Genomic DNA, 15201 nt, shown 5'->3' with positions numbered 1-15201 from the left:
TAAAGGCAAAAAATTATGTATGATGAAAGAATAATCAACACAATGACAGATAAAGTAAATGAGCTTTTGGCTAAATATAATGAAGTATGTGAAATAAATGAAAATTTAAGAAATGAATTAGTGAGCGTAAAAGCACAAAATGAAGCCAAAAACAATCAAATTGCACGTTTGGAAGAAGAGCTTAAAAATAAAAATATTGAAAGTGAAGATGTGATCAAAAAAATAGAGGCAGTTCTTGGCAAACAATAATCAAAGAAAAGTTACAATCAATGTCTATGCAAAAGACTTTGTCGTAACATGCAGTAATGAATTTGCAAATCATCTTGAAGATGAGATTGCTTTAATTTCTGGAGGCACAGGTAAGATAGAACTTGCAAATTTCATTAATGCTTTTGTAAAACTTAGCTACGAAAACTATATCTTAAAAAAAGAACTCAACAAACTTATAAACACTATCGATGAAGAAATACAATAAATGCAAGTAAAAAAAGCTTTTACTTTAGTAGAGCTTATTTTTTGTATGATGATTATTGCTATTCTTAGCACAATTGCTTATCCGTATTTTTCTTTTGGAAAAAATGATGCTAAACTTATCCAAGCAAAAAGTGAGGTAGAGCTCATCAATGCTTCTTTGGCCTTACTCAAAAATCAGTTTTTATTTAAAGAAAGTAAGGATTTTCCAGCCATTTTAGATGAAGCTTTGATAAATAGTGAAAATCAAAAATTATTTTTTTGTGATAGTTTGCAAAATTACAAAAAAACAAATCATTGTACATATAGTGTATTAGATAAGCCAATTGTTTCAAGTAAAAAATCATGGATGAAAATAGCAAATACTCAATATAGATTTTTTATAAATGCTAAAAATTACATAGATTTTTCTTATAATGGTGAAAAAGTTTTTTTAGAATGTGTGAGTTTAAATTGTAAGGATTATGGGTTTTGAATTTTTATCAACTTGCTATAAAAGGATATTATTTAGATACCTTAATTTATGAAAGTGAAGAAGAAATTGAAATTTTAGATGAAGTGATAGTTGATCTTGCAAGGAAAAAAAATCTCAAAGCTATAATTTTACAAAAATGTTCAAAGCCTGATTTTAAAACCCAAGCTATAAAAGAAAAAACAGGTTTTAAACTAACGCAATACCAATACGAACTTGCTCAATTTATTGCTTATTATTATGCTAGTAAAATAGCTTTTGTTTTGGGTATGTTTGAAAGCATTAAAGAGTATAAAAATGAAAAAATTCATATAGAAAAAGCACCTAGTTTAAGTAAAAACCAGCAAGAGGCTTTGGAATTTATAAAAACTAAACAAACTAGTTTATTATTTGGCGATACAGGAAGTGGTAAAACTGAAATTTATATTAGTTTGATAAAAGAATATCTAGAGCAAGGAAAGCAAGTTTTGCTTTTAATGCCAGAAATCGCTCTAACTCCGCAAATGCAAAAAAGATTAAAAGTGTATTTTGGTGAGCATTTTTTCTTGTGGCATTCTAAAATTACTAAGAAAAAAAAGCAAGAATACTTGCAAGATTTAACAAATTCAAAAGCTCTTTTGGTGGTGGGAGCTAGATCGGCTTTGTTTTTACCTTTTAAGAATTTGGGTTTGATTATTATTGATGAAGAGCATGATAATTCTTATAAAGCTTCTAATAATCCAAAAATCAATGCAAGAGATTTGGCTTTATTTGTAGCAAAAAAAATGCATATAAAAGTTCTTTTAGGTTCGGCTACTCCAAGTGTTGTAAGTTATTATAAACATCCTTGTTTTAGACTTAAAGGAACCTTTTTTGAAAGCAAAAAGCAGTTTTTATATGATGAGAGCGAGCTTAGTGTCTCGTCAAAATTACTTTTAGAATTAAAAATTAGCTTAAGAAATAAAAAGCAAGCTGTGGTATTTTTACCTACAAGGGCAAATTTTAGACAAATTTTATGTAAAGAATGTGCTAATACCATTAAATGCCCTTTTTGTTCTATTGCTTTGAGTTTGCACAAAAATAAAAATGCATTAAAATGTCATTATTGCAATTTTACTAAAGAAATCGATCAAACCTGCCCAACTTGCAATGGAGTTATGCTTGAAGCTAAAAAAATGGGCACAGCAGAGCTTTGTGAGCTTTTAGAAAGAGAATTAGCTGAGTTTAATCCTATCATAAAAAGATTTGATAGTGATGAGATTAGCAGTGTAAAAAAGCTTGATATGATTTTAAAAGATTTTAACCAAGAAAAAATTGATATTTTAGTAGGCACTTCTATGCTTGCTAAAGGACATGATTATCACAATGTGGATTTGAGTGTGATTTTAGGTCTTGATGAGTATTTATTCAGACCTAATTTTAAAGCTTTGGAAGAGACTTTGGCTCTTGCTATGCAAGTAGCAGGTCGTGCAGGTCGTAAAGGCGAGGGTAGGGTGTTTTTACAAACTAAGAATAGATCTTTTTTTGAAAAATATATACAAGATTATGATAGCTTTTTAAAAGATGAATTAAATTCTAGAAGTGAGCTTTACCCTCCATTTAAAAGACTTTTAAGGCTAATTGTTGAAGATGAGGATAAAAACAAAGCTTTAAATTTATGTGAATTTATAGCTAATAAAGTTCAAGAATTAAAACAAGTGCAATTAGTAGGACATGGTGCTTGTGGCATTGAAATGCTAAATAAGAAATGGCGTTTTTATGTATTATTGCGTGCTAATACTCATCAAGAACTTGTAAAATTTGAGCATTTTGCCTTAAATTTTAAAAATATTACTTGCGATATAGATCCAGTTGATTTTTCTTAAAAAATATATTTATTTATAAATAATTATTATTTTATAATAAAAACAATATTTTATTTTTAATTTTAAATTTATTTTGATAAGAATATACTTTTTTAATTTCTTAAATTTAAAGGAGAGAAAATGAAAAAGTTTAGTTTTCTTACAAACTGTGTACTTTTTGGTGCTTTGCTTAATAATGCTTTAGCTTGTACTACTATTTTAGTACCAAATGAAGCAAGCAAAGATGGCTCTATGTTGGTTGCAAGAAGTGCTGATAGTAAAGCAGATAAAGCACAGATTTTTTTAATCCATCCAAGAGTTGAAAACCAAAAAGGTATTTATAGTACTAAAGCACATCAAGGAATGAATGATTTTACTTACCCTTTACCTGCTAAATCTTTTCAATATAGCACTATAGCTAATTGGCAAAGTAAATTACATGGTGCTACTGGTTTTAATGAAAAGGGTGTTGGGATAAGTGCTACTGAATCAATTTATGCAAAAGATGAGCTTTTAAAATTTGATCCTTATAATGAGAAAAATGGTATTAGTGAAGATGATATTTTAGATGTTTTGCTTCCAAGAATTAAAAGTGCAAAAGAAGGTGTTCTATTATTAGGCGATATTATAGAAAAACAAGGTGCTGCTGAGGGTTTTGGAGTAGCTTTTGTGGATTCTAAAGAAATTTGGTATTTAGAAAGTGCTACAGCACATCAGTGGATGGCTGTAAAAATTCCTAATAATTCGTATTTTGTTAGCGCAAACCAGGGTAGGTTGAAGCAATTAAAATTTAACGATGAAAATACCTTGCATTCTAAAAATTTAATAAATTTTGCCGTCATTCATAAAGCGTATAATCCTAAAGTAGATAAGGATTTTGATTTTTTTAAAGTTTACACAAGAAATGATGATAGAGATTTAACTTATAATTATCCTAGAGTTTGGTGGATACAAAAAATGTTTAATCCATCTTTAAATCAAGATGTAAAAAATGGTGCTAATTTTAATGTGTTTTTAGAACCTGAACAAAAACTTAGTGTGGATGATTTAAAAAAAGCTTTAAGATCGCACTATGATAGAACAAAATATGATCCATACTCAAATTTCAATGAAGATGAAAATATTTATCGTGTTGTGAGTGTGTTTAGAACTTATGAATCTCATATCATGCAAGTTAGACCGTGGCTTCCTAAAGAGATAGGCAGGTTAAATTATGTCGCAATAGGAATGGCCGATTTGAGTGTGTATTTGCCTTATTATTTTGGTAATGATGAATTTATTGCAGGTTATCAACAAGGAACAAATGAAGCTGATGATGAATCAATTTATTGGATTTATCGCAAGTTACAAACTCTTGTAATGAGTGATTATAATAAGTATGCACCTATTGTAAAAAATGCTTATGCTAAATTTGAAAAAGACACATCTTTAAAACAAGAAGCTATGGAAAAAGAATATTTAAGTCTTTATCAAAAAGATAAGAATAAAGCAAAGCAAATTTTAGTTGATTTTTCATTACAAAATCAAAAGGAAGCTAAAAAACTTACCCAAGATTTAACAAATCAAATTTTTACCCTTTTAACAAGAGATACAGATGTAAAATATAAATCTCTTAATAAAAATAAAAAAGATTAATGATATAGCCCATTTTTGGGCTATAATACTCTAAAAATATTTTTAGAGTGATTTTAATGACAAGATATAAAACAAGACAAATAAAAGTAGGCGATGTTTTAATAGGTGGTGATGCACCTATTTCTGTGCAATCCATGCTTTTTACTAAAACAAGAGATATTGAAGGTTGTTTAGAGCAACTTAATAGGCTTTATTTTGCCGGTGCAAATATAGTGCGTTTAGCTTGTTTGGACATGGCAGATGCAAGAGCTTTAAAAGAAATCAAAGCAAAAAGTCCCTTGCCTTTAATAGTGGATATACATTTTAATCATAAGCTAGCAGTTTTTTGTGCTGAATTTATCGATGGGGTGAGAATTAATCCGGGAAATATAGGCTCAAAAGAAAATATAAAAGAAGTGGTGCAAGCTTGTAAACAAAGAAAAATTCCTATTAGAATAGGGGTAAATCATGGCTCTATAGAAAAGCAATTTAGCGATAAATATGGTTATAATATAGAGGCTATGCTTGAGAGCGCTTTATATAATATAAAATTACTAGAAGATTTAGACTTTTTTGACATTAAAATTTCTATGAAAACTTCAGATGTGCAAAATACCATAAAAGCTTATGAAGCTCTAAGACCACTTTGTGATTATCCGTTTCATTTAGGGGTTACTGAAGCAGGAACTAAATTTCATAGTACGGTTAAAAGTTCGATTGCCTTAGGAAATTTGCTTTTAAAAGGTATAGGCGATACAATGAGAGTTTCTATGACAGGGGAACTTGAAGAAGAGATTAAGGTAGCAAGGGCTATTTTACAAGATAGTGGAGTGCAAAAGAGTGGAGTAAATATCATCTCATGCCCAACTTGTGGAAGAATTCAAAGTGATTTGATTAAAGCGATTAAGATAGTAGAAGAAAAAACTAAACATATAAAAGAACCATTAAATATAAGTGTTATGGGTTGTGTTGTAAATGCCTTGGGTGAGGCTAAGGGTGCTGATGTGGCTATTGCTTTTGGAAAAAATCAAGGTTTAGTTATAAGACATGGTGAAGTGGTGGCAAAATTAAAAGAAGATGAGCTTGTTGATAGATTTTTACTTGAAGTGGAAGATGAGGTAAAACTTAGAAATGGTGAAAAGTAATGTTAACAAATAAAAGTATATATTGTGATAACCGGAATAATTATATTTATTATGATAGTGAATACAATACCAACTCTAAAGTAAATTTTAAAGGAAAAAATAATATTTTATTTTTGGATAAGAATGCTAAAATACAAAATACTAATATAACTTTTTCTGGTGATAATTCTTTAATTTTTTTAGGTAATTCATTGGTAAATAAAGCTAATATAAATGTATTTAATAATAGTGTTGTATATATTGGGAATAATAATTATTTTAATCCCGCTGGGGGGGGGTGTAGTTTACTTGCATCTGAAGAACAAAATATAATCATAGGAAATAGTTGTTTATTTTCTTTTGACATATGGTTTAGAACCGCAGATCCACATTTGATTTTTGATTGTAAGACAAATATGAGAGTTAATTTTAGTAAAAGTATATTTATTGGCGATCATGTTTGGTGTGGACAAGAAGTTGGTTTTGCTAAAGGGGTTTTTGTAGCGAGTGGATCTGTTGTTGGAGCTAAAAGCATGTTGGCTGGAAAAATATTAAGGTCAAACACTATTAATGCAGGAAATCCTTGTAAAGAAATCAAAGAAAATATTTATTGGTCAAGAGAGTGTGTCCATGCTTGGACTACGGAGCAAACTTCAAAATATACTTATAGTAACAATGATAATTTTAAGTTTATTTTTAGTAAAAAAGATTTTGTGAATTTATACACTATTGATACAAATATAAAGAAGTTGTCAAATTCTAAAGATAAGTTATTTTTTGTATATAATAAAATACATCTCAATAGAAACAAAAATAGATTTTCGTTGAATAGTTTTTCTCAAATAAGCAATACTAAAATTTATGGAGCAAAAAAAATAATTTTAGAAGGATATCGCTATGAAATTGGTGATTTGCTTGTAAGAAATAGATTTTCATTATTGTTGCCATTTATTGTTATTAAATGTATTAAAAAATATAACATGTGCAAAAAAGAGAACAAAATAATTGAAAACGATGAAGAGTTAAAAAAATATGATGATTACATTGAAGCTATAAAAATTAAAAAACATTTGAGATATAGAATTGGACATTTATTTTTGGATTCATATAAAAATAGATATAGAGGGGGAATGATAATGTTTGTTTTTAAAGTTTATAAATTAGTTAAAGAATTTAGAAATAAATAGAAATTATATTTTTCATTTTATTGGTAATTTTTACTTTATAAATACTTGGATTTTGAAGTTTTTTTAGTTTAAAATCCAAACTATCAACACTTTTTTTATGATACTCTTGAATATTTTTCAAGTTAGGAAGCCCATAGATTAATTTTCCATCTTTAAAAATAAGCTCATGTAAATTTTTATATGTATGACCTTGATAATTTTTGATATTTTCATCATGCGTATATAAAATATCAAAACTTGCTTTATTGTTTTTATAATACCTTATGAGTTTTTTAAAATGTGGCAAGGTTGTTTTGCTTGAGCTTGCACTGATTTTTATTTTAGGGATGATTTGATTGTTTTTTTCTAATGCAACAAGCTTATAAACAGCTCCAAAAATAGGCGAGCTTGCTGAAGTAATAAGCTTTTCTCCAATACCAAAAGCATCGATTGGAGCTTTGTTTTTTAGTAATTTTTCTATGATGAACTCATCTAAGGCATTACTAGCTATGATTTTGCATTTTGTTAAGCTAGCAAGATCTAGTTTTTTTCTAATATATTTAGAGATTTTCAGCAAATCTCCTGAATCAATACGGATGGAATAATTTTGCATAGAATCTTGTGCATTTAACTCATTAAAAACTAAAATAGCATTTTCAATACCTTTTTTATAATCATATGTATCAATCAAAAGACTTATATTATCTTTATAAATTTGACAATATGCTCTAAAAGCACTTAGCTCATCATCAAACATTTGTACCCAAGCATGAGACATAGTTCCGTTTATAGGAATGTCGAATTTTTTTCCAGCTAAAGTACAAGCACTTGCATGAAAACCACCTATAAAAGCAGCTCTAGCACCATTTAAAGCCGCACTTTCTCCATGGGCTCTGCGAGAGCCAAATTCTAAGAGTAATTTTTCTTTTGCAATTTGAGCAATTCTGCTAGCTTTAGTGGCAATTAGACATTGATGATTTAGGGTTAAAAGTATGAAAGTTTCTAATAATAAAGCTTCTATTATAGGTGCTTTGATGATCATTAAAGGTGTATTAGCAAAAATACATTCACCTTCTTTAACACTTAGTATATCTCCACTAAATTTTAAAGTTGAAAGGTAGTTTACAAAATCATCATCAAATTTTTTAGTATTTTTCAAAAAATCTATGTCATCTTTAGAGAAAGAAAAATGATTAATATGATTTATGATTTGTTCTAATCCACAAAAAATAGCATAAGAAGCACTATCAGGAGCTTTTCTAAAAAAAACTTCAAAATAAACAATCTGCTTATGCATATTTTGTTTAAAATAAGCATAAGCCATACTTAGTTCGTAAAAATCACATAATAATGAAGAATTCATATAAGGATTTTTACTTACAAATTAATCCATTTGACGACGCAAGAAAGCAGGAACATCAAGTTGAGAAATCACTTCCTCATCAAACCCACCGCTAGCTTTGCGCAAATTCATATAGCTATTTTTTTTACTTTCTTCTTGTTCTTTAGCACTTTCTATTTCAGCTTTATCTTCAAAACCTGTAGCAATAATAGTTACTTCAACACGATCGCCCATACTTTCATCGGTAGTTGCGCCAAAGATTACTTTTGCATTTTCATCTGCTATATCGCTAATGCTTTGAGTAGCTTGTGAAATTTCTATCAATGAGCATTCAGGTCCAATTTTATAATGGATGATTACGCCTTTAACACCTTTCATAGTCATACCATCTAATAATGGAGATTCTATAGCGCTTGATAATGCGTCCATGATAGCATTTTCACCTTCTCCATGACCCACACCCATTAAAGCTAAACCTCTATGGCTCATAACAGTTCTAACATCTGCAAAGTCAACATTGATATCGCCATCTTCTAAAAGAATAGACACCATACCTCTAACAGCTCTAGCTAAGATATCATCAACTAGTTTGAATGCTTCTTTTATACCTGCTTTTTTTGGAAGTATGCTAAGAAGTTTTTCATTTTGGATTACAATGATAGAATCACTTTCTTTTTTTAATTCAGCCAAGCCAGCTTCAGCTAATTTTTTTCTTTGTTTTCCTTCAAAAGCAAAAGGCATAGTTACAACCGAAACAGTTAATGCGCCTACTTCTTTAGCAGCTTGTGCTACAACAGGAGCTGCACCTGTACCAGTTCCACCACCAAGTCCTGCTGAAATGAATACTATATCACTTTGACTTAAAGCTGCTTTTACTTCTTCAAAGCTTTCTCTTGCACTTTCTGCTCCAATTTCTGGTTGCATTCCAGCACCTAAACCTTTAGTTTTTTTCTCACCTAGTTGAATTCTAGTTTTTGCTAAAGATTTTGCTATAGCTTGTGCATCAGTATTTGCTGAGATAAGATCAAGATCATGTAAGCCCATATTTACCATATGATCTATCATATTACCACCACCACCACCGCAGCCTATGACTTTTATTTTTGCACCTTTTGCGTGTTGCATTTCTTCTACTAGATATTCGCTCATTGTATCTCCTATTAGAACTGGTTTATTAATTTATTCCAAAAATTATGCATAAAACTTGATTTTTTATCTTTTTTGGTTTCAACTTTTGTTAATTCTGTTTTTTCATCTTTAAAATCTCTCTGTTCTTGAAAAATTTCTTCAAAATTTTTATTTTCTTCTTCATGTTCTTCTATGGTGAGATTTTGTTTTATCTGTTTGTTGATAAATTCAGGCTCTCCTTTGTATCTTAGTTTTTCATTAGAATCTAATTCATAAGGAGTAAAATGTCCACCACCATATAAACAAAGACCTATAGCGCAGCTATTTTCTGCATCTTCAAAAATTTCTTTAAAGCCATCCATAGTATCTTTTTTTGCGGTCGCTATTCTAACAGCTTTATTATCAAAATAAGCTGAAGCAAGTTTGTCAAGTCCTGCAAATTTTGTCATTCCACCTGTTAATACTATGCCTGCTCCTGCTTGATTTGCACAAGCATTATCACTTAGCATTTTAGCTAAAATAATAATAGTTTCTTCAATTCTTGCATAAATAACATTAGATATAACTTCTACTGAAACTTCATTTTTTCTTTTTTCATCACCCATATATGGAATTTGTATAATTGAGTTTTCATTTTGTGCTAAAGATGCATAATTTAATTTTAGTTTTTCTGCTTCTTTTGGTGGGGTATGTAAAGCTATGGATAAATCATTAGTGATATTTACTGAACCAATTTGTAAGCATTCATTATATCGTATAGAATTACCCGCATGAATGACCATATCGCAAACTGCTCCACCCATATCGATTAAAATAGCACCTAATTCTTTTTCACTATCATCAAAGCATGCGATAGAAGAAGCATATCCTGAAAGAACGATATTATCTACTCTAAGATCAGCGAGCTCAACTGCTTTTTTTAGATTTTTAATATGCACTTCTTGTGAGATTACAATATGTGTAGAAACTTCAAGACGATTTCCACTCATTCCCAAAGGATCTTCTACATGCTCAAGATCATTTACTTTAAAATTATAAGGCAATACATGAATGATTTCATATCCATTAGGTATATTTGCGGTATGTTTTGCTGTGCTCACTGCTCTGTGAATTTCTTTAATACCTATTTCATGATTTGGTATATTAACTACACCTATACTGTCTACACTTTTTGCATAAGCACCTGAAATAGATACAATTACTTTATCATAATGCACACCTGACATCATTTGTGCATCGGCTACTGCCTCTTCTATAGATTTTGAAGCAAGCTCTATATTAGTAATTGCTCCTTTTTTTATGCCATTTGATTTTGATTTTCCAAAACCAATGATTTTAAGTCCTTCTTCGCTTTTTTGTGCCAAAATAGCACAAGTTTGTATTGAGCCTAAATCAATTCCTAAAATATTCAATTTGTATTTCCTTTATAATAGCGTTGGATTGGATATAATTCTATAAGTTTTTTTAATAATTCTTCCTTAAGTAAAGCTTGTTTAGTTTGTTTGGCACTTTGTTCTATGATAAATTTATAAATTTCTTCTTTATCTTTGTTTTCTAGAGTTTGCTTTGTAATTTCATAAACTATCGCTTTATCATCAAATAAAACATAAGATTTAGCTTTATTTGAGTCAAATACATGCATTAAAAACTCACTAAATTCAGCATCATTTATCATTTCACCTACTTTTGCTCCTTTACTTGAGTCGCGACTATAAGTTCCTATATCTATGCCTTGGAAATTATTTAGAGCAAGCTTTGCTTTTTCTTCTAATAAAGTTTTAGTTTTTTCTCTGATGTAAAGTTTGCTCACTTCATTTTTGGCTTGCTCAAAAGTCATAGTCTGTATAGGATTTATTTTTATAAGTTTTGCAATCATATAGCCATTTTCAAATTTAAAAGGCTTAATAAAATCATTTTCTTTAGCTTTTTGTATGTTTTCTAAAGGGTAATAAATATCAGCATCGCTTATTGTGATGTTTTTGTCAAAACTAAGCTCGTTTTTTCTCAAAGCAACATAGCTTTCATTAGCTTTAAGTTTAAGCTTGGAAAGTTTTAAATCTTTTATAACTTTATCTTTGCTTTGTTCTAAGCTTAGAATTTTTCCTGCAAAATCTTTATAGTCATTTTTATTTTCTTCATAGTAAGCTTGAATTTCTTTATCAACAACTGTGATTGTATTAGGATCTAAAAAATAAGTTGCAAGCTCATAGCTTTTTTGTGTTTTATATAGGTTTTTGTTTTTTTCCCAAGTTTGTTTTAGTTCTTTTTCATCAATAGGAATATTTTTATTATCAAGTTTTATTATTTGAATTTTTAAATTATCTTGCATTAAAAAACTTGCACCAAACATATCAAGCTCATTTTGTTTGATTTGTAAATTTAAAATAGCATTGATTTTTTTAAGCAATAATTCATCATGGATAATTTTTTCATAAGCTTTTGGTGTATAGTTGTTTCTTGCAAGTAAATTATAATATAAATCTTTATCAAAAACACCTGAAGCATTATGAAAAATTTTTTGATGCGCTAAATCATAAGCAATTTCTTCTTCGCTTACATTTAAACCTAAAGTTTTAGCATAAGAAAGTAGAAGTTTTTCTTGTATAAGTTCATTGATAGCTTGAGTATCTAAGCCATCTTTTTGTGCTTGTTCTTGTGTATAATTGCCATTGTTTAATTGTGAGTAGTAGTTAAATAATTGAGAATATTTTAGATTGAATTCATCATAGCTTATTTTTTCATCGCCTACTTTTGCAACAGAATTTGATCTATCGGTGTTAAAATCATAACTTCCCCAGCCAACAAAACCTGCTCCAACAAAAGCAATAACACTAATCCAAATAGTAATAACTAAATATTTTTTATGATGCTGCATCCAAGTGAGCATTTTTACCCCAATCCATAATTAATTAAATTAAACCATAAATTATAGGTAATTTGTGATTAATAAAAAATTAATTTTATGATTTTATGATAAATTTGTCTCTGCTAAATGGATAATTTTACAAGAATTCTCGATTAAATCTATTATTTTTCCAAGTTCATAGCTTGTTCTTCCATAAGCAAATATTCCATATCCTTTCACAACGACAAAATTTTGTTTTTGTTCTAACATATAACGATAAATTTCAGTTTGTGATCTATCATCCCAATCCTCATAACTTTTAGGATTGTAAACTCGAATTTCTTCTAAAAAAATTTCTCCAAAATAATCTTGAGGTGTTATGAAATCATGATTTAAACTCATGGATAAGGTATAAGCTGGATAAGCAAAACATACGAATTTAGCTTCAGGTATATTTTCATATATGCTTTTATGTATTTCACTATCGCTGCTTGCTTCATCCCAGCTATAATCTTTTGCAAATTTTAAGATACTTAAATTTTTTTCATCTAATTGATTCAAAAAAGCATTGCTTTTATTGATAATAAATGAGCCTTGGGAGAGTTTTGCTGAAACAGAACCATGGCAAATTCCAAAAAAATTTTTTTTAAACATTGATGAGGATAGAATTTGAATTTGGGAAATAATATTTTCTTTATTCATTAAAAACCTTGTTTTAAACTTAGCTAAGGTATTATACTAAAAAATATTAAAAGGTATATTTTGCAAAGTCCACATATTCCTGTTTTATTACAAGAAGTTTTAAATACTTTTGATGATTTTGATAGCGGAGATTTTTTAGATTGTACTTTGGGTTATGGAGGGCATTCTAAAGCATTATTGCAAGCTCATGAAAAATTAAGATTAATTGCTTGCGATAAAGATTTAGAGGCTTTAAGTTTTTCCAAAGAGTTTTTGAAAAATTTTCAAGATAGAATAAGTTTTAATCATATAGGTTTTAAAGATATTTTAACTCAAATTTCAACGCAAAACATAAGAGGAATTTTAGCTGATATTGGTGTATCTTCTTTGCAGCTTGATAAAAATGATAGGGGGTTTTCGCTAAATTCTGATTTTTTAGATATGAGAATGGATCAAAATAATCCTTTAAGTGCTAAAGAAGTGGTGAATTCTTACAACAAGGAAGCTTTGGAACGAATTTTTAAAGACTATGGAGATCTAGCGCCGGTTGCTTCAATGCTTGCTCAAAAAATTATCAATGCAAGAAGTCAAAAAGAGATTACAAGTGCAAAAGAATTAAGTCAAATTATAGGAAATGCTAAGTTAAAAGGACGCAATGTATCTTTAGCTTTGCTCGTATTTCAAGCTTTGCGTATAGAAGTAAATAATGAACTTGGTGAGTTAAAATCCTTACTTGAAAATATAGAAAAAGCAAAATTAAAAGATTGCAAATTAGCTATTATTAGCTTTCATTCTTTAGAGGATAGAATAGTAAAAAATACTTTTAAAAGATGGGAAAAAGACTGCATTTGTGATGAAAGAGCTATAAAATGCGAATGCGGTAAAGGACATAGTCTTGGTAAAATTTTAAGTAAAAAAGCTATAAGTGCCTCCAAAGAAGAAATAAGCTATAATAGTAGATCAAGTTGTGCAAAAATGAGAATTTTTTATTTTAGGTAAATAATGATTGAAGATGATTTTTTAAAAGAAAAACAAAATATACGCGAAAAAATGTTGAAATATTCTAGGGCTATTAAAGAAGGTAGACCTTATGAAGAGTATGAGCACAATTTCAATGAAAGCGATCGCATATTAAAAAATAGAATACAGCGTAAAAAAAGACCTAAATTTACAGACTTTGATGAAGAATATAAAGAAAAACCTAAAAAACAATCCGCTATTTATTTAAAAGAAGATTTGATAAATGTTAAATTAGAAGAAAAAAAGCCTTTTAAATTACAACTCAATTTTTTCAAAAAGCAAAAAGAAAAATTTGATAAAAAAAATGATAAAAATCTTAAGCCATCTAAAAATGCTAAAACTTTGCAGGAAGTAAAAAAAGTAGAAAAAATACAACAAGAAAAAAAAGATTCTATTCAAATATCTAAAATTCTTACTCAAAGTAATGTCTTTGTCGCTTCAAAATTTCAAGATTTAAAAGAAAAAAGAAAAGAAAAAATCAAACTCAAACAAGAATTAAAAGAGCAAAAAAAAATCGAACAAGAAAAAATAAAAAAAGCTCAAGAAGAATTAAAAGAAAAAGAAAAATTAGCTAAGCAAGAGCAAAAAATTTTAGAAGAAAAAGTAAGGCTTGAAGAAAACCAAGAATATAATCAAGAAGATAAATACGAACTTTTAGATAGCATAGTAAGTGAGGAAAATAAAAATTTAACCCCTAAAAATTTATTATACGCAGGTTTGATGATAGCATTTGCTTTATTGATATTTTTCCCACAAATTTATATTAGAAATCAAATTTATTATGTAAGTAGAGAAATAGCAGATTTAAGATCGCAAGAATTAGTTTTAGATGAAGAAAACAAAGAACTTCAAAGACAGCTTGAAGCATTGTATTTTCAAAATCAAGTTTTAGACTTTTTAGATTAATCTTGTGTTTGAATGATTTTTTCTAAAACATATTGTTCAAGTTGATTTTTTGGAATTTCTTCTTTAATAGCTTGATTATAAATATTTTCTGCTATTTTTGAATATTTTTCATAAGCAAAATATGGAAAATGTAAAGTCCAGGCTTTTTTCAATAATCTTTTGCTTATTACTTTTCTAGTATAAATTTTAAAAATATCATAGCCAACAAAAACACAAGCGGTAACAAAAATAGCACTTAAGATACTAATATGAAAATCAATAATTGTTAAAAAATAATGGCTGATGATAAGCATAGGAACTAAAATGGCTATACAAAAAAGGGTATATATAAGATAAGAATTAAATACCTTAAATTTAAAATTTAATTTCGCAGGATCTATCATCATACCTTCATTTAACAAGGCATTTGCTTCTAATAAATCTTTTAAATTAACAGGTTGATTTGAAACTTTAAAAATAAAGTTTAAAATAAATTCTTGTATTTTCATTGTTTTACCTAGTAAGTATGTGATTTTTGTGATTTTAGCATTTTTGTTTTTAAATAAGATAAATTTTAAGTCTTGTAAATGAAATCTTGTGTTAAAATTTACATTATTTTTGCATATTAAA

15 protein-coding genes are annotated in these 15201 nt (G+C 28.4%); 9 read left to right on the top strand and 6 right to left on the bottom strand.

Annotated features, from left to right (window positions below; genetic code table 11):
- Window positions 1-15 precede the first annotated feature (15 nt).
- The 7 genes from L8W57_RS05685 to L8W57_RS05655 all read left to right on the top strand — a co-directional run bounded on the left by L8W57_RS05685 (window position 16) and on the right by L8W57_RS05655 (window position 6691).
- On the top strand, window positions 16-249 hold the full coding sequence (locus tag L8W57_RS05685) for a hypothetical protein (RefSeq protein ID WP_012661890.1): 234 nt from the start codon (window positions 16-18) through the stop codon (window positions 247-249).
- Complete coding sequence (locus tag L8W57_RS05680) at window positions 236-475, top strand: hypothetical protein (protein ID WP_133319896.1); 240 nt, start codon at window positions 236-238, stop codon at window positions 473-475. Before L8W57_RS05685 ends, L8W57_RS05680 begins: the two co-directional genes overlap by 14 nt.
- The gene (locus tag L8W57_RS05675) at window positions 476-946 is read left to right on the top strand and encodes a type II secretion system protein (RefSeq protein ID WP_133319897.1); all 471 of its coding nucleotides are present in this window, start codon (window positions 476-478) and stop codon (window positions 944-946) included.
- A complete protein-coding gene (locus L8W57_RS05670) occupies window positions 943-2787 on the top strand; it encodes a primosomal protein N' (RefSeq protein WP_133319898.1) in 1845 nt (614 codons plus the stop codon). The genes L8W57_RS05675 and L8W57_RS05670 overlap by 4 nt, the downstream gene beginning before the upstream one ends.
- 120 nt (window positions 2788-2907) lie before the next feature.
- Window positions 2908-4401, top strand: a complete 1494-nt coding sequence (locus L8W57_RS05665; protein WP_133319899.1) for a C69 family dipeptidase — start codon at window positions 2908-2910, stop codon at window positions 4399-4401.
- A 56-nt stretch (window positions 4402-4457) separates the two neighbouring features.
- Window positions 4458-5525, top strand: coding sequence for a flavodoxin-dependent (E)-4-hydroxy-3-methylbut-2-enyl-diphosphate synthase (ispG, locus tag L8W57_RS05660; protein WP_412175281.1), 1068 nt, complete (start codon window positions 4458-4460; stop codon window positions 5523-5525).
- Window positions 5525-6691, top strand: coding sequence for an acyltransferase (locus L8W57_RS05655; protein WP_263662188.1), 1167 nt, complete (start codon window positions 5525-5527; stop codon window positions 6689-6691). Before ispG ends, L8W57_RS05655 begins: the two co-directional genes overlap by 1 nt.
- Here the strand turns inward: L8W57_RS05655 and L8W57_RS05650 are convergent.
- The 5 genes from L8W57_RS05650 to L8W57_RS05630 all read right to left on the bottom strand — a co-directional run bounded on the left by L8W57_RS05650 (window position 6678) and on the right by L8W57_RS05630 (window position 12687).
- Entirely contained in the window at window positions 6678-8033 is a 1356-nt protein-coding gene (locus L8W57_RS05650; RefSeq protein WP_263662187.1) for a nicotinate phosphoribosyltransferase, read from the bottom strand. The two genes, L8W57_RS05655 and L8W57_RS05650, sit on opposite strands and share 14 nt — an antisense overlap.
- Before the next feature lie 21 nt (window positions 8034-8054).
- The gene (gene ftsZ / locus L8W57_RS05645; protein ID WP_039626779.1) at window positions 8055-9161 is read right to left on the bottom strand and encodes a cell division protein FtsZ; all 1107 of its coding nucleotides are present in this window, start codon (window positions 9159-9161) and stop codon (window positions 8055-8057) included.
- An 11-nt stretch (window positions 9162-9172) separates the two neighbouring features.
- Window positions 9173-10552, bottom strand: a complete 1380-nt coding sequence (gene ftsA, locus L8W57_RS05640) for a cell division protein FtsA (protein WP_263662186.1) — start codon at window positions 10550-10552, stop codon at window positions 9173-9175.
- Complete coding sequence (locus L8W57_RS05635) at window positions 10549-12027, bottom strand: peptidylprolyl isomerase (protein WP_263660229.1); 1479 nt, start codon at window positions 12025-12027, stop codon at window positions 10549-10551. The genes ftsA and L8W57_RS05635 overlap by 4 nt, the downstream gene beginning before the upstream one ends.
- A gap of 81 nt (window positions 12028-12108) precedes the next feature.
- Window positions 12109-12687: a class II aldolase and adducin N-terminal domain-containing protein gene (locus L8W57_RS05630; RefSeq protein WP_263659740.1), complete on the bottom strand. Its 579-nt coding sequence runs from the start codon at window positions 12685-12687 to the stop codon at window positions 12109-12111.
- Between the two features lie 60 nt (window positions 12688-12747).
- Between L8W57_RS05630 and rsmH the strand changes: the two genes are divergently transcribed.
- A complete protein-coding gene (rsmH, locus tag L8W57_RS05625; RefSeq protein WP_133319904.1) occupies window positions 12748-13665 on the top strand; it encodes a 16S rRNA (cytosine(1402)-N(4))-methyltransferase RsmH in 918 nt (305 codons plus the stop codon).
- Window positions 13666-13668: 3 nt separating this feature from the next.
- On the top strand, window positions 13669-14592 hold the full coding sequence (locus L8W57_RS05620) for a hypothetical protein (RefSeq protein WP_263662185.1): 924 nt from the start codon (window positions 13669-13671) through the stop codon (window positions 14590-14592).
- Here L8W57_RS05620 and L8W57_RS05615 read toward each other — a convergent pair.
- The gene (locus L8W57_RS05615) at window positions 14589-15080 is read right to left on the bottom strand and encodes a hypothetical protein (protein WP_133319905.1); all 492 of its coding nucleotides are present in this window, start codon (window positions 15078-15080) and stop codon (window positions 14589-14591) included. The two genes, L8W57_RS05620 and L8W57_RS05615, sit on opposite strands and share 4 nt — an antisense overlap.
- Between the last annotated feature and the right edge of the window lie 121 nt (window positions 15081-15201).

The organism is Campylobacter sp. IFREMER_LSEM_CL1890, assembly GCF_025772045.1.
GTDB lineage: Bacteria > Campylobacterota > Campylobacteria > Campylobacterales > Campylobacteraceae > Campylobacter_D > Campylobacter_D lari_D.
This window is presented reverse-complemented; position numbering and strand designations above follow the sequence as displayed.

Coding starts and splice junctions, on each gene's coding strand:
- L8W57_RS05685 (WP_012661890.1), top strand. CDS start 16: ATGTATGATGAAAGAATAATCAACACAATGACAGATAAAGTAAATGAG.
- L8W57_RS05675 (WP_133319897.1), top strand. CDS start 476: ATGCAAGTAAAAAAAGCTTTTACTTTAGTAGAGCTTATTTTTTGTATG.
- L8W57_RS05665 (WP_133319899.1), top strand. CDS start 2,908: ATGAAAAAGTTTAGTTTTCTTACAAACTGTGTACTTTTTGGTGCTTTG.
- ispG (WP_412175281.1), top strand. CDS start 4,458: ATGACAAGATATAAAACAAGACAAATAAAAGTAGGCGATGTTTTAATA.
- L8W57_RS05655 (WP_263662188.1), top strand. CDS start 5,525: ATGTTAACAAATAAAAGTATATATTGTGATAACCGGAATAATTATATT.
- L8W57_RS05650 (WP_263662187.1), bottom strand. CDS start 8,033: ATGAATTCTTCATTATTATGTGATTTTTACGAACTAAGTATGGCTTAT.
- ftsZ (WP_039626779.1), bottom strand. CDS start 9,161: ATGAGCGAATATCTAGTAGAAGAAATGCAACACGCAAAAGGTGCAAAA.
- L8W57_RS05635 (WP_263660229.1), bottom strand. CDS start 12,027: ATGCTCACTTGGATGCAGCATCATAAAAAATATTTAGTTATTACTATT.
- L8W57_RS05630 (WP_263659740.1), bottom strand. CDS start 12,687: ATGAATAAAGAAAATATTATTTCCCAAATTCAAATTCTATCCTCATCA.
- L8W57_RS05620 (WP_263662185.1), top strand. CDS start 13,669: ATGATTGAAGATGATTTTTTAAAAGAAAAACAAAATATACGCGAAAAA.
- L8W57_RS05615 (WP_133319905.1), bottom strand. CDS start 15,080: ATGAAAATACAAGAATTTATTTTAAACTTTATTTTTAAAGTTTCAAAT.